Below are 19,120 nucleotides of genomic sequence, written 5' to 3'. Positions count from 1 at the left end.
GATCCGGGGACGGCGGCGCGTCCGAGGACCGGCGGACTGGTGCGGATCCGGGCCCTCCTCACCTCGAGCAGGCCAGCGCGGCGGGGACCGCGGAGTTCTCCACAGGAGATTCCACAGCTGGGGATAATTACAGCGGTGTAGTTCTCCGGCGGACGGCCACCAGGGCCGTCGCCTCACGGTCGTCGTCGCGGTGCAGCGAGGTGGCGAACCCGGCCGCCTGGAACGCCGAGGCACTCGCCGCGGCCTGATCCGCGCCGACCTCGATCACGACGACGCCGTGGGGTGCGAGCCACGCTCCCGCCTCCTGAGCGATGCGGCGGTGCAGGGCGAGCCCGTCCGACCCGCCGTCGAGCGTGAGCATCGGCTCGTGCACCCGGGCCTCCGGCGGCATGAGCGCGATCGCGGCGGTGGGGACGTAGGGGGCGTTGACGACGACGACGTCGATCCGCCCGCGCTCGCTCCCGGGGAGCGCGTCGAAGAGGTCGCCCTCGTGGACGTCGCCGCGGCCTGCGAGCGTGCGGCGCGCGCAGGCGACGGCGGCGGGGGAGAGGTCGGCCGCGAGCAGGCGGACGTCCGGCCGCTCCTCGGAGATCGACCGGGCGAGGGCGCCGGATCCGCAGCAGAGGTCGAGCACCACGGCGCCGTCCGGGAGGATCTCCAGGGCGCAGTCGACCAGCCATTCGGTGCGCATGCGGGGCACGAAGACGCCGGGTGCGACGGGGACGCGCAGGCCGCGGAAGGCGACCCAGCCGAGAATCTGCTCGAGGGGCTCGCCCGTCTCGCGGCGCCGGAGCAGCAGCTCGAGGTCGGAGGAGGAGTCGGCGGCCTCCTCGAGCAGGCCCGCCTCCTCCTCGGCGAAGACGCAGCCGGCGGTGCGCAGACGCTCCACCGACGACGAACGCCCCGTCGGCGGACCGGACGGGGCGTCGTTCACGACTGGGGGAGGCTCAGCGCCAGCGCGTCGTCATCAGGAAGCCGATGAACGCGATGCCGAAGCCGATCAGGATGTTGAGGTTGCCGAGATCGGGGATCGGCAGGGTGCCCTGGCTCACGTAGAAGACGATGATCCAGGCGAGTCCGAGCAGCATGAAGCCGAACATCACCGGCTTGAACCAGACCGGATTCGGTGCGTTCTCGCCGGTCCGGGCCTCGTCGCGCTCGGGCTTCGGGCTCTTCGTCGCTCGTGCCATGCCGACCACTGTACCTGGCGGAGGCTCCGGGCCGGGAGCACTGGGGCTGCGCGGGTGCTGTGCGGACTCGCGGAGCGGCCGGTGCAGGCGCTCGAGTGGTCCCATCGGCCCTCCTCAGGCGGCGACTCGGGAGGGCTCTCCACAGGTCCGGATCATGCGCCACAGCCGGTCACGGCTCGCGCCTAGACTCGTCGCATGACCGCCCAGAACCCCGACGGGGCGGCTCTGCGGCCGCGAGCGAAGCGACGGAGGGCCCGCCCGGTCCGACGACTCTCGTTCTTCGGAGTCGTCGGCGAGCTCCTGATGACCGCCGGCGTCCTGGTCCTGCTCTTCCTGGCCTGGCAGCTCTGGTGGAACGACGCGGTGATCGCGGGCCGGCAGACGACGCAGGCGGCGGAGCTCCGCGAGACCTGGGGCGACTCCTCTCCGGCCCCGCAGCCGACCGAGGCCGCCCCGGCGGAGCCGGTCGTCGCGTCGGTCGCCGCCCTCGACACCTCCTTCGGCAACCTCTACATCCCCCGCTACGGCGAGGGGTGGGTGCGCACGATCGCCGAGGGCATCGACGCCGAGAACGTGCTCGACGAGGGGAGCATCGGCCACTACCCCGGGACGCAGATGCCCGGCCAGGCCGGCAACTTCGCGCTCGCCGCGCACCGCAGCGCGTACGGCGGAGGCATGCACCTGATCGACGAGCTCCAGCTCGGCGACCCGATCTACATCGAGACGGCGGACGGCTGGTACACCTACCGCTTCCGCAACCTCGAGTACGTCCAGCCCTCCGACGTCCAGGTGATCGACCCGGTCCCGTGGACTCCGGACGCGGCTCCGACCGACCGCCTGATCACGCTGACGAGCTGCAACCCGCTCTACTCGACGGCCGAGCGGATCATCGCGTACGGCGTCTTCGACTCGTTCCAGCCGCGGTCCGCGGGGGCCCCCGCCGAGATCGCCGCCTCGCTGGCTGAGGAGGGCTGACCGTGTACGCAGCGCTGTGGCGGCTCCTTCCCGGGCCGTGGTGGGTCCGCCTCCTGATCGTCCTCGTCCTCGTCGCGGCGGTCCTGGTGGCGCTCGACGAGTGGGTGTTCCCCTGGGTGCAGTCGCTCGTGCTCGACCGGAACGTGACCGTCGGCTCGTGACCGCCGGCGCGGCCCCGCGGATCCTGGTCGTCGACCACCACGACAGCTTCGTCTTCACGCTCGTCTCGTACCTCCGCGAGCTCGGTGCCGAGGTCGACGTGGTCGAGGGCGACGACCTCGGGACCACGGCGCTCCTGGCTCGCGCGGAGGAGGCGGACGGGGTCCTGGTCTCTCCCGGGCCGGGCCGTCCTGAGGACGTCCCCGCGTCGACGGCGCTCGTGCAGCGGGCGGAGGCGACCGGGCGGCCGCTGCTCGGAGTCTGCCTCGGCCACCAGGTGCTCGCCCATGCTCTCGGCGCCCGCGTCACGGAGGCGCCGGAGCTGCTGCACGGCCGGACGTCCGCGGTCCTTCACGACGGAGATCCGCTCTTCGACGGCCTGCCCTCCGGATTCGCCGCGATGCGGTACCACTCGCTCGCGGTCGACGGTGAGAGCCTTCCCGAGGAGCTGCGGGTGACGGCGCGGACACCGGAGGGAGTGGTCATGGCCGTCCGGCACCGGAGTGCACCGCTCGTGGGCGTGCAGTTCCATCCGGAGTCGGTCCTCACCGAGGGCGGGCGGCGCCTTCTCGAGAACTGGCTGCGCGAGGTGAGGCCGGGCGGAGCGTCCGTATCGGCCGACGACACGCCCGGACTCTCGATCCCGGCTCGATGAATTGGAATTCGCCGGGCTTATCGGGCTCGTTATCGAGTCGAGAGCATTGAGAATGATCAGCGACCACCGTCCCCCGAACGGGGATGCCGCCCTGAGTGCGTTCTCACGTAGAAATCCGCCATCTGACGGCTAAATGACGGCGGGCGGAGGAGAACGCCGCGACAGGGTATGGGCGTGACCTTGTCCACCCCCTTGCGCACCCCCCGATCAGGTGGCGGGATTTGACGGGCTCCCGGCGGAGGATGCGGCTTCTTTTCCCTGCATAATCAGAGGGCGCCGACAGGGGGTCGGCGCCGCAGAAGAGAAGTCCGGGGGGACCTCATGGTCGCATCGATCTCCTGGGCTTTCTCGGGAATCCGAGAACTCGAGAATCTCGGACCGCGCATCGTCGTCAAACCCGGCACCGTTCCGAGCATCACCGGTTCGGGATTCGGCACCGCCGATCTGAGCGTCGTGCTGATGACGGTCTCGCCGTTGCGCGTCCTCCGCGGGACGTGGCCGGCCGACGACACCTCCTTCCTCACCTTCAGCTTCCTCATCGACGGCTTCGTGCGCATGGTCGCCCCGGACCGAACGGTGCTGCTGCGTCCGGGCTCGATCTCGTACCAGCAGGGGACGACGACGTTCACGACCGAGTCGACGACTCCGGCCACGATCCTCCACCTCTCGCTGCGCGCCGACGAGATGCGCCGCTACGGCTTCGACACGTCGGCCCCGGTCTACGCGCTCGACCCCGACGCCCGGTCCACCCGCGCCGCGTACGCCTTCACGACCGCCTTCGCCCTCGCGGCGGAGTCGGGGACGGGGCTGCCCGGCGAGGGCGAGGTCACCGGCTTCGCCCACGTGGTCAAGCAGCTCCTCACCAGCGCGTTCCTCGCGGCGGCGAGCTCGCAGCCCGGCACCACGAGCGTGCGAGCCGCCACGCTCGGGCGCGCGCGCACGGTCATCGACCGGACGCACCGCACGCCGCGCTGCACCCCGGAGGCGGTGGCCGACGCGGTCAACGTGTCCACCCGCTCCCTCCAGCGGCTCTTCGAGGACGCGGGCACCACTGTCGCGAGCGAGATCGAGCGCTCCCGGGTCGCCAGCGCCGTGGAGCTCCTGCGCCGCCGCCCGCGGGAGGTCCCGCTCGAGGCGATCGCCGCCGCGTCCGGATTCTCCTCGGCGGACCACCTCCGCCGTGCGCTCAAGCGCCGCGAGGGGCTCACCCCGAGCGACATCCGCGGCAGGATCGCACGTCCCGCCGACGGATCGGCAGCCGGCGAGGTCGTGCGGCTCCAGCCCCCGCTCGCCGACGCGCGCCGGGCGTAGCCGTTCACCTCGGCGCCGTCGGCTCCGTGGAGCATCGACCCCGACGAGCAACGTCCCGACGAGCCCTTCTCGGCGCGCAGAGCAGCGGCCCGGCCTCCACCGGGCGCCGTCGGTCGACGCCGCAGCCGCAGCGGGCTGCAGGCCGGGTCAGCCCGCGCAGTATCCGAGCTGGACGGTCGATCCCTGCGGGACGTCGCCCGGAGCCAGGGACTGGGTCGTGATGGGCGGGTTCGCCCGGGTCGCGTCGCAGGTCTCGTCCGGGACCTCGACCCCCACGAGTTGCAGCTTCTCGGAGGCGAGGGTGGCCAGCGCGCTGCTGAGGGACGTCCCGACGAGGTCGGGGAGCGTGACCTGGCCGGAGGAGACGGTGAGGTCGACCGGCGTGCCCGGGGCGACCTGCTGGCCCGCTCCGGGGGAGGCGGAGAGCACGACGTCGCCCGGGACGGTCGGCGAGTTCTCGCGGGTCTGAGAGCCCTCGACGAAGCCGACGGCGGTGAGCGCGTCGATGGCCTCGGCGAGGCTCTGCCCGACGGTGTCCGGCACGGCGACGGGCTGGGGGCCCTGGGACACGACGATGCGGATGACCGTCTCGGGTGCGACGATCGTGCCCGAGCCCGGATCCGTGCGGATCACCTCGCCCTCGGGGACGGTCGAGCTGTACTCCGCGACCTGGCTCGGCACGAGATCGAGCTCGGTCAGGGTCGACTGGGCGCTGTCGTAGGTGGTCTCGGTGAGGGTGGGGACCTCGCGCGACTGCGACGGCAGCGTCGACGCGGGCTGGAGCGTCAGCACCCAGATCACGAGTGCGGCGACGATCACGGCCAGCACGACGATCGAGGACCAGATCCAGAGGACCGGCGGGCGGCGCTGGGTGCGGACGATCGAGTTGTCCTCGGCCAGCTGGCGGAGGGCGAGCTCGGAGTCGTTGACTCCGCCCTGGCTGCGGGCCGCGAAGAGCGAGGTGGTCAGCTCGTCGATCGGGCGGTGGTCGGGGAGGCGTCCGGCGGCGGCGTCGCGCAGGTCGTCGCGGAACTCCGCAGCTCCCTGGAAGCGCTCGTAGCGGTCCTTGGAGAGTGCTCGGGCGACGACCGCGTCGAGTGCGGGGGTGACGGCCGGGTTGATGGAGCTCGGCGCCGGCGGCGTCTCGCTGACGTGCTGGTAGGCGACGGCCACCGGGGTGTCGCCGCGGAAGGGCGCACGGCCGGTGAGGAGCTCGAAGAGCACGATGCCGGCGGAGTAGAGGTCGCTGCGGGCGTCGACCTGCTCGCCCTTCGCCTGCTCGGGGGAGAAGTAGGCCGCGGTGCCGAGGATCGCCGTGGTCTGAGCGACCGTGGCGGCGGAGTCGGAGACGGCGCGGGCGATCCCGAAGTCCATCACCTTCACCTGGCCCGACGGGGTCAGCATGATGTTGCCGGGCTTGATGTCGCGGTGGACGACGCCTGCGCGGTGCGAGTACTCGAGGGCGGTGAGGATGCCCTCCGTGATGCGGACGGCCTCGTCCACGTCGAGGGGGCCCTCGGCGATCAGGTCCTTGAGGAGGCGGCCCTCGATGTGCTCCATGACGATGAAGGGCCGGCGCGATTCGGCGCCGTTGTCGTCGAGCGAGACCTCCTCGCCCGCGTCGAAGACCCGGACGATCGTGGGGTGCGACATGCGCGACGCGGACTGCGCCTCCTGCCGGAACCGCAGGCGGAAGGCGGAGTCGGAGGAGAGGGAGAGCTTCAGCTCCTTGATGGCGACGGTGCGGCCGAGCCGGGTGTCGGTGCCGAGGTACACCTCGGACATCCCGCCGCGGCCGAGCCGGGGCCCGACCTGGTACCGTCCCGCGATCAGGCGACCCTCATCCGTCACGCGCACGCTCCCGCCCTGTACTTCCGTGTGGTGCGGCCCCGAGGAGCCACGGCAAGTGTACCTATGGGCCCCTGGTGTTCCGGGCGGGGGCGCGACGCGACGGCCGCGAGGCGCCGGGCCGGAGTGGTGCCCCGACCGGCGCGCCGCCGCTACTCGGAGGGGGTGGGCGTCGAGGTGGCCTTCGAGGTGGGGGTCGGCGCCGGGGTCGGAGTCGGCTCCTCGACGGTGACGGAGAGGGTGGGCGAGGCCGCCGACTCCGACTCGCCGCAGAGCACGGTGTACGTGACGTCGATCGTGCCCGCCGTGGTGCCGGCCTGGATCGTCGCGGTCGTCGAGTTCGACGGGTTGGTGCTCGTCACGCTCGCGCCCTCACCGGTCGCGGTCACCCGGTAACCGCTCACGGAGGTTCCGCTCGGGCACTGGTTGTAGTTGCTCCAGGTGACGTTGAACGTCGCGCCCGCCTCGACGCTGGAGGCGGCGGGGGTGACGGTCGGCACGGCGGTCGGCGCGTCCGGGGTCGCGACCTCGGTGAAGACGGAGACCTCGATGGTCGTGCCCTTCACCACGTTCGCGGTGGGGTTCACGTCCTCGACGAGTCCGACCTGCTCGGCGGTGGGGGCGCTCGGGCCGTCCGCGCGGCGGACGCCCATGCCCAGGGCCTCGAGCTCGGTCTCGACGTCGTCGAAGGAGCGCCCGACGTAGTCGGCCTTGTCGATGACGACCGTGTTCGAGGTCGGCGTCGGCGTGGGACTCGGAGTCTCGGACGGCGTCGGCGACGGGGCCGTGCTGGTCGGCGCGGTGGGGGAGGCGGCCGGGTCGCTGCTCCCGCCGGTCGTCAGGGCGAAGATCGTGCCCGCGATGACGACGGCGAGGATCACGATGAGGGCGATCAGCGGCCAGGTCCAGGGGCTGCGGCGACGCGGCTCCTCGGCCGGCTCGAGCGGCTCCTCGATCGGCACGAACGGAGCGGCGGCCGCGGCCGCGCCGGAGGGGAGCACCGTGGTCGCCTGCGTCGCGCCCTGGTTGGAGGGGAGGACCGTGGTCGCCTGCGTCGCGGGCAGGTCGCTGAGGACCGCGGGGACGGCCAGCGCCGCTCCGCGCACGTCGCCCGAGCGCAGCGCCTGGGCCGCCCGCGCGAGGTGCGCGGCGGTGGCGGGGCGGTCGGCCGGCTTCTTGGCGATGCAGGAGTAGACGAGGTTGCGCACCGGCTCCGCGACCGTGACCGGCAGCTCCGGCGGGGTGTCGTTGATCTGCGCCATCGCGATGGCGACCTGCGACTCGCCCGTGAAGGGGCGGCGCCCGGCCAGGCACTCGTAGGCGACGATGCCCAGCGAGTAGATGTCGGTGGCGGGGGAGGCGGGCTGGCCGCTCGCCTGCTCCGGGGACAGGTACTGGACCGTGCCCATGACCTGCCCGGTCGCCGTCAGCGGGACCTGGTCGGCGATGCGGGCGATGCCGAAGTCGGTGATCTTGACGCGGCCGTCCGGCGTGATGAGCAGGTTGCCCGGCTTCACATCGCGGTGCACGAGGCCCGCGGCGTGCGCGGCGTGCAGGGCGAGCGCGGTCTGCGCGACGATGTCGAGGACCTTGTCGGTCGAGAGGACGCGCTCGCGCTCGAGGACGGTCGAGAGCGCCTCGCCGGGGACGAGCTCCATGACCAGGTAGGCCGAGCCGTCCTCCTCGCCGTAGTCGTAGACGTTGGCGATGCCCTCGTGGTTGACCAGCGCCGCGTGGCGGGCCTCGGCGCGGAAGCGCTCGAGGAATCCGGGGTCGCCGAGGTACTCGTCCTTCAGGATCTTGATCGCGATGGTGCGGCCGATGACGAGATCGGTCGCCTGCCACACCTCTCCCATGCCGCCGATGGCGATCCGGGACTGCAGCTCGTAGCGTCCCCCGAAGGTGAGGCCTGTCGTGGGTCTCATTTGTTCAGCACCGCCTCTAGTACCTGTTGTCCGATGGGTGCGGCGATCAGGTTGCCGTACCCGGTCTGGCCGAGCCCTCCACCGTTCTCCACGAGCACGGTGATGGCGTACTGCGGGTCGTCCGCAGGCGCGAAGCCGGTGAACCAGAGGGTGTACGGGTCGTCCCCGCCGTTCTCGGCGGTACCGGTCTTACCGGCCACAGTGACGCCCCCTATTGTTGCATTCGTCGCCGCGCCGCCCTGGACGCTGGCGACCATCATCGCCTTGACGGCGTCCGCGGTCTGCGTGCTCACCGCCCGGCCGAGCGACTTCTCCTGGAACTGCTGCAGCACGCTGAGGTCCTGCGAGCGGATCGAGTCGACCAGGTTCGGCTGCATCACCTCGCCGCCGTTCGCGATCGCCGCGGAGACCATGGCGATCTGCAGCGGCGTCGCGCGCACCTCGTACTGTCCGAAGGCGGTGAGGGCCGTCTGGGCGTCGTCCGTCTTCGTCGGGTAGGTGCTCGCCTCGACCGACATCGGGATCTCGAGCTCGGTGTCGAAGCCGAACTTCTCGGCCTGCGAGCGGATCGCGTCTGCTCCCAGCTGCACGCCCATCTCGGCCATCGGGACGTTGCAGGAGAGCGAGACGGCGGTGGCCAGCGTGACCGTCTCTCCGGAGCCGCAGAGACCGCCTCCGGAGTTGATCACCTGCGACGAGGAGCCGGGCAGCGTGTACGACTCGACGTTGGGGAAGCTCGAGTCGGCCGTGAAGCGGCCGGACTCGAGGGCGGCCGAGGCCACGACGAGCTTGAAGACGGAGCCGGGCGGGTTGAGCGAGCCGCCGATCGCCCGGTTCACGAGGGGCTCGGAGGAGTCGTCGTTCAGCGCCCGGTAGGCGGCGAGGACGTCGTCGGTGTCGTGGGAGGCCAGCGCGGTGGGATCGAAGGTGGGCTTCGAGACCATCGCGAGGATGCGGCCGGTGGCCGGCTCCGTCACGACGACGGCCCCCGTGTAGTCGCCGAGCGCGTCGAAGGCGGCCTGCTGGGCGACCGGGTCGATCGAGAGCTCGACCGACGCGCCCTTCGGGTCCTGGCCCGTGACGAGGTTGTTGATCTCGTCGAAGAACTGCGAGTTCGAGGTGCCCGAGAGGTAGTCGTTGAGCGTGCGCTCGATGCCGGTGGTGCCCTGGTTCAGAGTGAAGTAGCCGGTCACGGCGGAGTAGAGCGGGCCGTTCGCGTACTGCCGCTGGAACTTGTAGAGGTCGTCCGACGGCGTCGAGGAGGCGATCGGCTGACCGCCGGCGAGGATCGCACCGCGCTCGGTCGAGAAGCTCTCGTAGAGGGTCCGCGTGTTGCGGCCGTCCTCGTCGAGGGAGTCGGCCTGGATCACCTGGATGGTGGTGGTGGAGAGGAAGAGTGCCACGAACATCGTCAGCACGACGAGGCTCACCCGTTTGAGTTCTCGGTTCATCGACGGATCACACCACCAGACGAGGCTGACTGCGGACTGTGTCGGACAGGCGCAGCAGCACCGCCACGATCATCCAGTTCGCCACGAGGGAGGAGCCGCCGGCGGCGAGGAACGGCGTGGTCAGGCCGGTCAGCGGGATGACGCGGGTGACGCCTCCGATGACGATGAAGCACTGCAGGGCGATCACGAACGAGAGGCCGACTCCCAGGAGGCGCCCGAAGTCGTCCTGCCCGGCGAAGCCGATGCGGAACCCGCGCGAGACCAGCAGGAGGTAGAGGCCGAAGATCGCGAAGAGCCCGGCGAGGCCCAGCTCCTCGCCGAGGCTGGCGATGATGTAGTCGGACTGCGGGACCGGCGTGAGATCCGGCATCCCCTGGCCGAGGCCCGTGCCGAGCAGCCCGCCGTGCGCGAGGCCGAAGAGGCCCTGCACGAGCTGGTAGCTGCCGCCCGGATCCGCCCCGTAGCGCTCGGCGCTGAAGGGCTCGAGCCAGTTGGCGAAGCGGTTGCCCACGTAGTCGAGCGTCTGGCTCGCCAGCAGCGCGCCGCCGAGGAACAGGCCGACGCCGATGAGGACCCAGCTGGTGCGGGCGGTCGCGACGTAGAGCATGACCAGGAACAGGCCGAAGTAGAGCAGCGCCGTCCCCAGGTCGCGCTGGAAGACGATGACGCCCATCGTGACCGCCCAGACCACCAGGATCGGGCCGAGGTCGCGCAGGCGCGGGAAGCGCATCCCGAGGACGGTGCGGCCCACCATCGAGAGGGAGTCGCGGTTGCGCACGAGGTAGCCGGCGAAGAAGACCGCGAGGGCGATCTTGGCGATCTCGCCGGGCTGGAAGCTCGCCACGTCGCCGATCCCGATCCACACACGCGCGCCGCTGACCTCGCGGCCGATGAAGGGCAGGAGCGGCAGCAGGAGCAGCACGATCGCCGCGAACCCGGCGACGTAGGTGTAGCGGAACAGCACGCGGTGGTTGCGGATGACCAGCAGCACCACGATCGCCGCCACGACGGCCAGGGCGCTCCAGAAGATCTGCCGCACCGCCACCGACTCCCAGCCGGTCGCGCCGTCGGCGATGTCGATCCGGTAGATCTCGGCGACCCCCAGTCCGTTCAGCACGGTGGCGATCGGGAGGAGGAAGGGGTCGGCCGCCGGGGCCGCGAAGCGCAGCACGACGTGCACGGCGAGCACGAGCGCCGAGAGGCCGGCGCCCAGCGAGACCAGCGTGGTGTCGATCGAGCCGAGGGCGCCGAGCTGCACGAGCACGATCGCGCCGGCGTCGATGAGGCACGCGCCGATCAGGAGCAGGAGCTCGAGATTGCGCAGCTTCTGGCGGAAGAAGCCCTGCCGCTCGGGGGCGGGGCGGGCGGTGGCCGTGGCGGCGTCCGTCATGGTGCTCCGTTCGCGTCCGTGAGGCGCTCGACGATGTCGACCGCGCCGGCGTAGGAGTCGGCGCTGATCGTCTGCTCCAGCTGCTCGACGTCGTAGGCGCGGAGGGAGTCGAGCGGGATTCCCGTGTCCTCCTTCACCTCCGAGAGCGAGAGCGGGCCGACCGACTGCTGGATGCCCTGGTAGATGATCACGGTGTCCCCGTCGGTGCCGACGTAGAAGCGCGACTGCGTCCAGTCGTAGGCGAAGAGGATCCCGAGGAATCCGATGATGAGCACGAGGGACAGGCCGACGAGCCAGGTGATGCGGCGGCGCAGGTGCCGGCGGCGGTCCTCCTCGATCAGCTCGTCGAGGTAGTCCTCGGACGCGGGCTCGAAGTGGGTGGGGCCCTGCGCGGCGGGAGCCCGGGTGTGCAGGCGGAGGCCGGGGATCCGGACGCGGTTCTGCGAGTCGTCGGTGCTGAAGGGCGTGGGCGCGGCGGCGGATCCGACGACCACCGGCTCCTCCACGGGGGCGAGGATGCGCGCGGTGTCGCCCGCCCCGGGGATGTCGAGGACGACGACGGTGACGTTGTCCGGGGCGCCGTGCGAGAGGCTGTCGCGGATCAGGCGGTCGGCCACCTCCTGCGCGGTCTCGTCGCGGTTGAGCTCCTTGAGGATCTCGTCGTGCGGGACGACGCCGGAGAGGCCGTCGGAGCAGATCAGCCAGCGGTCGTGCGGCTCGGTCTCGAGCGTGAGCGTGTCGATCTCGGGGTTGGTGTGCACGTCGCCGAGGACCCGCATCAGGACGGAGCGGCGCGGATGCGTCATCGCCTCCTCCTCCGTGATGCGGCCGGAGTCGACCAGGCGCTGCACGAAGGTGTGGTCGGTCGTGACCTGCTCGAGCCGGCCGTCGCGGAGGACGTAGATGCGGGAGTCGCCGATGTGCGCGATCGCCACCGACTCGCCGACGCGGGCGATCGCGCTGACGGTGGTGCCCATGCCGGTGAGCTCGGGGTGGTCGACCACGGCGTCGGCCAGCAGGGTGTTGGCCGCCAGCAGGGTGCGCTTGAGCTCGTCCTCGGCCTCGTAGGTGGAGGCGTAGACGCGGTCCGCCTCCGCGATGCGCTTGATCGCGATGGAGGAGGCGACGTCGCCGCCCGCGTGACCGCCCATGCCGTCGGCGACGACGAAGAGCTGCCGGCCCGCGTAGCCGGAGTCCTGGTTGTTCGAGCGGATTCTGCCGACGTGCGAGACGGCGGCGCTCTCGCGCACCGCGCCGTGGCCGGAGCCGCTCTCCGGAGTGGGGGCCACGCGCTACGACCGCCGCAGTTCGAAGGTGGTGGTGCCGACCTTCACGGGCGTGTCCAGCGGCACCTTGGTGGGCGCGCCGACACGGCGGCCGTCGAGGAAGGTGCCGTTGGTGGAGTCGAGGTCTTGGATCATCCACTCGTCGTTCCAGAGGAGAAGGCGCGCGTGGTGGGTCGAGGTGTAGTCGTCGCGGATGACCAGAGTCGACTCGGCGGAGCGGCCGATCGTCAGCGGGTCGCCGGTCAGCTCGAGCTCGGTGCCCCGCTTGGGGCCCGAGGTGATCACGAGGCGCTGCGCCGTGTGGACCGTGGCGGCGCCTCCCTGCTCGGCGCGCTCGGCGGCGGCCTCGCGGCTCCTCCGGGCCGAGGGTGCCGACGGGGAGGCGGGCTGCGCGGGCGCGGGAGCCGGGGCGGCCGCAGCGACCACGGGCTGGGCCGCCGTCACGAACGGGGCCTCGGGGGACGCGGCCTGCGCGCCGGGCGGCAGCTTGCGCACGCGCTGCCCGAACAGGTCGGAGCGCAGCGCGTAGACGATGCCGAACACGAAGAACCACAGCAGCGCGAGGAACGCGATGCGCAGGAGGAAGAGAGTGAGCTCGCTCATAGCCGGTCGTCCCAGAATCCCTCGGAGCCGCGTCCGGCTGCCCTGCCGGAGGACGGGCGGTCGGTGCGTGCGGGCGCGGAGCCCTGCACGACGCGGTAGACGATCGAGGTGCGCCCGATCGTGATGGTCTGCTCGGGGGCCAGGGGCGCCTGCGTGACGGGCCGGCCGTCGAGCTTGGAGCCGTTCGTGGACCCGAGGTCGTGCACCTGGGCGCGGGAGCCGTCCCAGAGGATCTCGACGTGCTTGCGGGACGTGCCCGAGTCGTCGACGGTGATGTCGGCGTCGCTGCCGCGGCCGATGACGGTGCGCGCCTTCGTGATCGGGTGGCGCCGGCCGTCGATGTCGAGGACGGGCGTGTAGGCGACGGTGCCCTTCACGCTGCGGGAGTCGACCTCGACCATGCCGTCGCTGAGCGCCGGATCGACGGCGAGGGAGATGTCGATCGGGCCGGGGAAGCGGAAGCCCTGCTTGGTGGCGTGCTCGGTGGCGACCGTGGTGAGCTCGTCGATCAGGGTGGCGCCGAGGCGCTGCATCCGGTCGAGGTCGGTCGCGGACATCCGCAGGACGAGGCTGTTGGGGACGAGGATGCGGTCGCGGCTGACCACGGCGGCGGTGGTGTCGAGCTCCCGGCGGAGGGCGGAGGCGAGCTCGACCGGCTGCAGACCCGACTTGAAGGTCCGCGCGAACGCGCCGTTGACGACGCGCTCGAGTCCCTTCTCGAAGTTGTCCAGTATGCCCACAGTCTTCCGATCTTCCGGTTCTTCGCCTTCTCGGCGGTCGCGCACGGATCGAGATGTCTGCGCGCCCGTCGCCGCTTCCTCTTCTTGGTCTGCGCCGCGCACGGCTACGGGCATGTTACTGGGATGGTCTGGATGCGCGATCCTCCGCGGTGGTTTCGCGGCCGGAGTGCCGTGTGCGCGCTCTCACCGGCACGGCCCGGTGGCGGCTCCCGGGGGAGCTCCGACCCGGGGCGGCGGGTGCCGGTTCGGCTCCGGGGCCGGGGGATGCTACGATTTCTCGTCGGCGCTTCGGTGCCGCTGGTGAGCGCGAGTGGCGGAATAGGCAGACGCGCACGGTTCAGGTCCGTGTGCCCGAAAGGGCGTGGGGGTTCAACTCCCCCCTCGCGCACCAGAGTTCACGAGAACCGGAGTTCGAGAGAACCGGGTTCGAGAGAACCAGAGGAGAAGCCCCCGATCGGATGTCCGGTCGGGGGCTTCTCCCGTTCCCGGGTGCGGTGCGCCGCGGGGCGGGCTCCTGTCGTGTCGTTCTCGCGGGCGGCGTCCCGCGGAGGGGCGGTGTTCACCGGGAGGTCGGCGCGAGGTCGTCCGGCGCGGGCACGCTCGCGGGGTGATCGCCCTCCGTGCCGACGTGTCCGCCCTCGATCCGCAGGCGCTGCCCGAGCTGCTCCGACGCCTCCGCCGGCACCGGAGCGTGCAGGTGGGGGAGTGCCAGTGGATCGCGGTGCTGCCCGGATCGGGCCCGGTGCTGCTGACGGCCGGCGACCGGCTCGTGCTCGACCTGCTGATCGAGCGGCGCGCGCTGCTCCCCGTGGTGATCGACGCGCTCGAGGCGGAGCTGCGCAGCGGCGGCTTCCGCGAGCGGATCGCGCTGAGCTGGAGCACGCCGGACACGGTGCCCGTGCTGCTGCGCTGACGGCTCGCGGTCAGCGGCGGGTGAGCTCCACGACCGGGATGATACGGGTGGTGCGCTTCTCGTAGTCGAGGAAGCCGGCGGAGGCGGTGGTGAAGCGGGCCCAGCCGGCGTCGCGCTCCTCCCCGGCGAGGACGCGCGCCCGGACGTCGACGGTGCCGTCGTCGGGGGTCTCGCTCGCCAGGTCCGGGTGGGCGACCATGTTGTGGAACCAGGCGGGGTGCTTGGGCGCACCGGCGGCGGACGCGGCGAGCAGCCAGACGTCCTCGGAGGGGTGCAGCGCCATCAGCGGAGTCACGCGCTCCTCACCGGAGCGGGCGCCGCGGTGGTGCACCAGCACGAGGCTCCTCCCGAAGCCGCCCGTGGTCACGGTCCCGCCGTTCGCGCGGAACTCCTCGATGATCGTGTCGTTCCAGTCGGCCATGCTCGTCCTCCTCGACGCGGTGCCGGCACTCGAGTGCCGGGGTCAGGCGCGGGCGCCCAGGGCGTCCTCGCGGCTGCTGCTCCCACCCGGCGGCTGCGCGCCCCCGGTGACGGCGGCGGGATCCGCCAGCGCCCGCCGCCAGGGTAGCTCCGCGGCGCCGACGAGTTCCAGCCTCGAGCGCAGGGCGGCCCGCTCGATCCGCACGCCGCGCGCGAGGTCGCTCAGAGCCCGGGCGGAGACGCGGGCGGCGAGGCGCTCGCGGTCGACGGTGAGCAGCGAGCCGAGGAAGCCGCCGAGCACGACCGCGGTGGGGTTGAAGAGGTTGATGTAGGTGGACAGGCCCTCCGAGAGCAGGTCGACCTGGCGGGCGACCTCGCCGAGGACGGCGGGGTCGCGGGAGGTGCCCAGGGCGATGTCGAGCTCGTCCTGGTCGAGGACGCGGGCGCCGAGGACGTCGAGGAGGGAGCGCATCCGGACCTCGGCCTCGAGGCAGCCGCGCCGGCCGCAGCCGCAGAGGCGGCCGTTCGTGGCGACGAGGGTGTGGCCCAGCTCGGCCGCGAATCCCGAGGAGCCCTGGAGCGGGACGCCGCCGATGATGACTCCTCCGCCGATGCCGCCCGCGCCGCCGGTGACGTAGACGACGTCGGCCACGCCGTGCGCGGCTCCGAAGAGGGACTCGCCGATGGCGCCGAGGGTCGCGTCGTTGCCGACGGCGACCGGGAGGTCGAGGGCGCGGCTCAGCTGGGTGGCGAGGTCGACGTCGCGCCAGCCCAGGTGCGGGGCGCGGTGGACGAAGCCGGAGTCGGCCTGGACGAGGCCGGGGACGGCGACGCCCGCGCCGACCAGCGTGCGGAGCGACTCCCGCTCGGAGCGGAAGCCCTCGACGATGCCGGTGACGACGCGGACCACCGTGGCCGGGCTCGCGGGCTTGGGGGTGTCGAAGCGGACGCGGCGCAGCAGCTCGCCGTGCAGGCCGACGAGGCCGACGATGATCGCGTCGGTGTCGAGGTGGACGCCCACGGCCGCGAACCGGTCGCCGGGGACGACGGTGGCGCTGGGGCGGCCGATGCGGCCGTCCGGTGCGGTGGTCTCCTCCGCCACCCAGCCGAGCTCGCTCAGCTCGCCGACCAGGTTCGCGACGGCGGAGCGGTTCAGCCCGGTGAGGCGGCCGAGCTCGGCGCGGCTGGTGGGACCGGAGCGGTGCACCAGCGTCGCGAGGCTCGCGAGGTTCGTGCGGCGCAGCAGCGCGTTGCTGGAGGCTCCGACTGCTCCTGCCATGATCGCCTGCCTGTCGCTGGACCCCGACGGGTCTCGGATGCACTCGGGCGCGGCTCCCCCGAGGAGAAGCCGCGCCCGAGAACTGTAGAAGAGAAGGACGAGGAGCGCCGCTGGGCGGCGCCCGGCGTTCGCCTAGCGGCCGCCGGCGCGGCGCTTGTTGAAGATGTCGAACGCCACCGCGAGCAGGAGCACGAAGCCCTTGATCGCCATCTGCCAGGCTGCGTCGACCGAGAGGATGGACAGGCCCATGTTGAGCACGCCCATCACGAGTCCGCCGATGACGGCTCCGACGACGGTGCCCACGCCTCCCTGGACGGCGGCGCCGCCGATGAAGACCGCGGCGATCGCGTCCAGCTCGTAGTTCTGTCCGGCCGAGGCGACCGCACCGCCGGCGCGGGCGGTGCTGACGATGCCCGCGACTCCGGCCAGTGCGCCCATGTTGACGAAGATGAAGAAGTTGACCCACTTCGTCTTGACGCCGGACATCATCGCGGCGAACAGGTTGCCGCCCATCGCGTAGATGTGGCGGCCGAAGACCGTCCGGCCGAGCACGAAGCTGTAGGCGAGGATCAGCACGGCGAGCACGATCAGGATGATCGGGGTTCCGCTGTAGCCGGCGAGCAGCCAGGAGAGGGCCATGATCGCGACGACGGCGATGGCCGACTTCGCGACCAGCGAGCCGATGGGCTCGCGGGGCAGCTCGAGGCGGCGGAGGGTCGCGCGGCTGCGGAGCTGCTGGGCCACGAGGACGACGCAGACGATCAGGCCGAGGACCAGGGTGAGCGCGTCGCGGCCGGCGATGCCGCCGAGGACGCCCGGCAGCCAGCCGGCGCCGATCGCGGTGAACTCGGTGGGGAGGCCGTTGATCGTCCCGCCGGTGAGGAGGACGAGGGTGAAGCCGCGGAAGATCAGCATGCCCGCGAGGGTCACGATGAACGCCGGTATGCCGACGAAGGCGACCCAGAAGCCCTGCCAGGCTCCGACGGCGGCGCCGGTGACGAGGGCGACGACGACGGCCGCCCACCAGGGCAGGCCCCAGTTGTTCATCGCGATCGCCGAGATGGCGCCGACCATCGCCACGACCGAGCCGACCGAGAGGTCGATGTGGCCGGCGATGATGACCATCACCATGCCGATCGCGAGGATCAGCACGTAGGCGTTCTGCTGGATCAGGTTGTTGACGTTGCCGGGCAGGAGCAGGCGCCCGCCGGTCAGCACCTGGAAGAGCAGGACGATGATGGCCAGCGCGGCGAGGATGCCGTACTGCCGGAGGTTGATGTTCAGCCGGCGCGAGCGCTTGGGCGGGGTGGAGGGCGTGTTGGCGGGCGTGTCCGCCGGCGCTCTGGTGGTCGTGGCGCTCATCGGGCCTGTTCCTTTCCGGCGGTCATGTAGTGCATGAGGTGCTCCTGGGTGGCGTCGGCGCGATCGATCTCGCCCGTGATCCGTCCCTCGGAGATGGTGTAGATGCGGTCGGCGAGGCCGATCAGCTCGGGCAGCTCGGACGAGATGACGACGACCGCCTTGCCCTGGGCCGCGAGCTCGTTGATGATCCCGTAGATCTCGTACTTGGCTCCCACGTCGATGCCGCGGGTGGGCTCGTCGAGGATCAGCACGTCGGGACCGGAGAAGATCCACTTCGAGAGGACGACCTTCTGCTGGTTGCCGCCGGAGAGCTTCCCCGTGACGGCCGAGACGGTCGGCGCCTTGATGTTCATCTTCGATCGGTACGAGTCGGCGACCTTGTACTCGCGGTGCTTGTCGATCACGCCGAGCCGGGCCAGGCGCGAAAGCGCGGCGGCCGAGACGTTGACGGTGATGTCGCCGATGAGGTTGAGCCCGTAGCGCTTGCGGTCCTCGGTCGCGTAGGCGAGGCCGTTGCGGATGGCCTCGTCGACGGTGCGGGTCTGGATCTCCTTGCCGTCCTTGTAGACGCGGCCGGAGATGCCGGTGCCGTAGCTCCTCCCGAAGATGCTCATCGCGAGCTCGGTGCGTCCGGCGCCCATCAGGCCCGCGAAGCCGACGATCTCGCCGGCGCGTACGGTGAAGGAGGCGTCGTCGACGACCACGCGGTTGATGTCGACGGGGTGGTGGACCGTCCAGTTCTCGACGCGCAGCTTCTCCTCGCCGATCTGCGGGTCGCGCGGCGGGAACATGCTGTTGAGGTCGCGTCCGACCATCGCGCGGATGATCCGGCTCTCGGACGCCTCCTCGCCGGCCATCGGGAAGCTCTCGATGGTGCGGCCGTCGCGGATGATCGTGACGGTGTCCGCGATGGCGCGGATCTCCTTCAGCTTGTGGCTGATGATGATGCAGGTGATGCCCTGCTTGCGGAGCTGGTCGATCAGGCCGAGCAGGTGGTCGCTGTCCTCGTCGTTGAGGGCCGCGGTGGGCTCGTCGAGGATGAGGAGCTTCACCTCCTTGGCGAGGGCCTTGGCGATCTCGACGAGCTGCTGCTTGCCGACGCCGAGCTCGAGGATCTTGGTCGCGGGGCTCTCGGCGAGGCCGACGCGGGCGAGCAGCTTGGCCGCCTCCGCGTTGGTCGCGTTCCAGTTGATGACGCCGCGGGTCGACTTCTCGTTGCCGAGGAAGATGTTCTCGGCGATGGAGAGGTAGGGGCTGAGGGCGAGCTCCTGGTGGATGATCACGATGCCGTCGGCCTCGCTGTCGTTGATCGACCGGTACTGCGCCTCCTCGCCCTCGAACTCGATGGTGCCCTCGAAGCTGCCGTACGGGTACACGCCGGAGAGGACTTTCATCAGGGTCGACTTGCCGGCGCCGTTCTCGCCGCAGATGGCGTGGACCTCGCCGGGCTGGACCGAGAGCGAGACGCCGTCGAGGGCGCGGACGCCGCCGCCGAACTCCTTGACGATGTCGCGCATGATGAGGATGGGACTGGCCAACAGGGCATCACCTGCATCATCATCAGCCACAAGCTGAAGGAGATCCGCGCCATCGCGGACACCGTCACGATCATC

Annotated in this window: 18 protein-coding genes and 1 tRNA gene; 6 read left to right on the top strand and 13 right to left on the bottom strand. The window is 71.5% G+C overall.

The window, feature by feature from the left end:
* Positions 1-127 precede the first annotated feature (127 nt).
* Together C5C33_RS07940 and C5C33_RS07935 are read right to left on the bottom strand one after the other, a co-directional pair.
* Positions 128-934 carry a putative protein N(5)-glutamine methyltransferase gene (locus tag C5C33_RS07940; protein ID WP_219812629.1) on the bottom strand — a complete coding sequence of 269 codons (807 nt, stop codon included), beginning with the start codon at positions 932-934 and terminating at the stop codon, positions 128-130.
* A 13-nt stretch (positions 935-947) separates the two neighbouring features.
* On the bottom strand, positions 948-1,190 hold the full coding sequence (locus tag C5C33_RS07935; protein ID WP_104222667.1) for a cell division protein CrgA: 243 nt from the start codon (positions 1,188-1,190) through the stop codon (positions 948-950).
* Between the two features lie 195 nt (positions 1,191-1,385).
* On the opposite strand from C5C33_RS07935, the gene C5C33_RS07930 reads away from it, so the two are divergent.
* From C5C33_RS07930 to C5C33_RS07920, 4 genes are all read left to right on the top strand, one after another.
* Positions 1,386-2,165 (top strand): class E sortase, encoded by a 780-nt coding sequence (locus C5C33_RS07930; protein WP_104260873.1) that lies wholly within the window; start codon positions 1,386-1,388, stop codon positions 2,163-2,165.
* A 2-nt stretch (positions 2,166-2,167) separates the two neighbouring features.
* Positions 2,168-2,326: a hypothetical protein gene (locus tag C5C33_RS18465; RefSeq protein ID WP_167299010.1), complete on the top strand. Its 159-nt coding sequence runs from the start codon at positions 2,168-2,170 to the stop codon at positions 2,324-2,326.
* Positions 2,323-2,979, top strand: coding sequence for an aminodeoxychorismate/anthranilate synthase component II (locus tag C5C33_RS07925; protein ID WP_104222665.1), 657 nt, complete (start codon positions 2,323-2,325; stop codon positions 2,977-2,979). The genes C5C33_RS18465 and C5C33_RS07925 overlap by 4 nt, the downstream gene beginning before the upstream one ends.
* Before the next feature lie 321 nt (positions 2,980-3,300).
* Positions 3,301-4,290, top strand: coding sequence for a helix-turn-helix domain-containing protein (locus C5C33_RS07920; RefSeq protein ID WP_104222664.1), 990 nt, complete (start codon positions 3,301-3,303; stop codon positions 4,288-4,290).
* A gap of 147 nt (positions 4,291-4,437) precedes the next feature.
* On the opposite strand, the gene pknB is transcribed toward C5C33_RS07920, so the two are convergent.
* The 7 genes from pknB to C5C33_RS07885 form a co-directional block, all read right to left on the bottom strand.
* Positions 4,438-6,141 carry a Stk1 family PASTA domain-containing Ser/Thr kinase gene (pknB, locus tag C5C33_RS07915; RefSeq protein ID WP_104222663.1) on the bottom strand — a complete coding sequence of 568 codons (1,704 nt, stop codon included), beginning with the start codon at positions 6,139-6,141 and terminating at the stop codon, positions 4,438-4,440.
* 149 nt (positions 6,142-6,290) lie between these two features.
* Positions 6,291-8,063, bottom strand: a complete 1,773-nt coding sequence (locus C5C33_RS07910; RefSeq protein ID WP_104260872.1) for a protein kinase — start codon at positions 8,061-8,063, stop codon at positions 6,291-6,293.
* Complete coding sequence (locus tag C5C33_RS07905; protein WP_104232999.1) at positions 8,060-9,514, bottom strand: penicillin-binding protein 2; 1,455 nt, start codon at positions 9,512-9,514, stop codon at positions 8,060-8,062. The genes C5C33_RS07910 and C5C33_RS07905 overlap by 4 nt, the downstream gene beginning before the upstream one ends.
* Positions 9,515-9,521: 7 nt before the next feature.
* Entirely contained in the window at positions 9,522-10,904 is a 1,383-nt protein-coding gene (locus tag C5C33_RS07900) for an FtsW/RodA/SpoVE family cell cycle protein (protein WP_104260871.1), read from the bottom strand.
* Positions 10,901-12,193, bottom strand: coding sequence for a Stp1/IreP family PP2C-type Ser/Thr phosphatase (locus C5C33_RS07895; protein ID WP_258069202.1), 1,293 nt, complete (start codon positions 12,191-12,193; stop codon positions 10,901-10,903). The genes C5C33_RS07900 and C5C33_RS07895 overlap by 4 nt, the downstream gene beginning before the upstream one ends.
* 3 nt (positions 12,194-12,196) lie before the next feature.
* A complete protein-coding gene (locus tag C5C33_RS07890) occupies positions 12,197-12,793 on the bottom strand; it encodes an FHA domain-containing protein (protein ID WP_104225776.1) in 597 nt (198 codons plus the stop codon).
* Positions 12,790-13,533 carry a DUF3662 and FHA domain-containing protein gene (locus tag C5C33_RS07885; protein WP_104222658.1) on the bottom strand — a complete coding sequence of 248 codons (744 nt, stop codon included), beginning with the start codon at positions 13,531-13,533 and terminating at the stop codon, positions 12,790-12,792. Before C5C33_RS07885 ends, C5C33_RS07890 begins: the two co-directional genes overlap by 4 nt.
* A 304-nt stretch (positions 13,534-13,837) precedes the next feature.
* Between C5C33_RS07885 and C5C33_RS07880 the strand changes: the two genes are divergently transcribed.
* Positions 13,838-13,924 (top strand) — tRNA-Leu (locus C5C33_RS07880).
* A gap of 216 nt (positions 13,925-14,140) precedes the next feature.
* Complete coding sequence (locus C5C33_RS07875) at positions 14,141-14,446, top strand: hypothetical protein (protein ID WP_104247543.1); 306 nt, start codon at positions 14,141-14,143, stop codon at positions 14,444-14,446.
* A gap of 10 nt (positions 14,447-14,456) precedes the next feature.
* On the opposite strand, the gene C5C33_RS07870 is transcribed toward C5C33_RS07875, so the two are convergent.
* The 4 genes from C5C33_RS07870 to mmsA all read right to left on the bottom strand — a co-directional run bounded on the left by C5C33_RS07870 (position 14,457) and on the right by mmsA (position 19,024).
* Positions 14,457-14,867, bottom strand: a complete 411-nt coding sequence (locus C5C33_RS07870) for a nitroreductase/quinone reductase family protein (protein WP_104260870.1) — start codon at positions 14,865-14,867, stop codon at positions 14,457-14,459.
* 42 nt (positions 14,868-14,909) lie between these two features.
* Entirely contained in the window at positions 14,910-16,145 is a 1,236-nt protein-coding gene (locus tag C5C33_RS07865) for an ROK family transcriptional regulator (protein WP_104222655.1), read from the bottom strand.
* Positions 16,146-16,277: 132 nt separating this feature from the next.
* Positions 16,278-17,507: a multiple monosaccharide ABC transporter permease gene (gene mmsB, locus C5C33_RS07860; RefSeq protein ID WP_104260869.1), complete on the bottom strand. Its 1,230-nt coding sequence runs from the start codon at positions 17,505-17,507 to the stop codon at positions 16,278-16,280.
* The gene (gene mmsA / locus C5C33_RS07855) at positions 17,504-19,024 is read right to left on the bottom strand and encodes a multiple monosaccharide ABC transporter ATP-binding protein (protein WP_104255654.1); all 1,521 of its coding nucleotides are present in this window, start codon (positions 19,022-19,024) and stop codon (positions 17,504-17,506) included. The genes mmsB and mmsA overlap by 4 nt, the downstream gene beginning before the upstream one ends.
* Positions 19,025-19,120 lie beyond the last annotated feature (96 nt).

The organism is Rathayibacter sp. AY1H3, assembly GCF_002932015.1.
The sequence above is the reverse complement of the archived record's forward strand: the minus strand, read 5'-3'. Positions and strand labels throughout refer to the sequence as shown.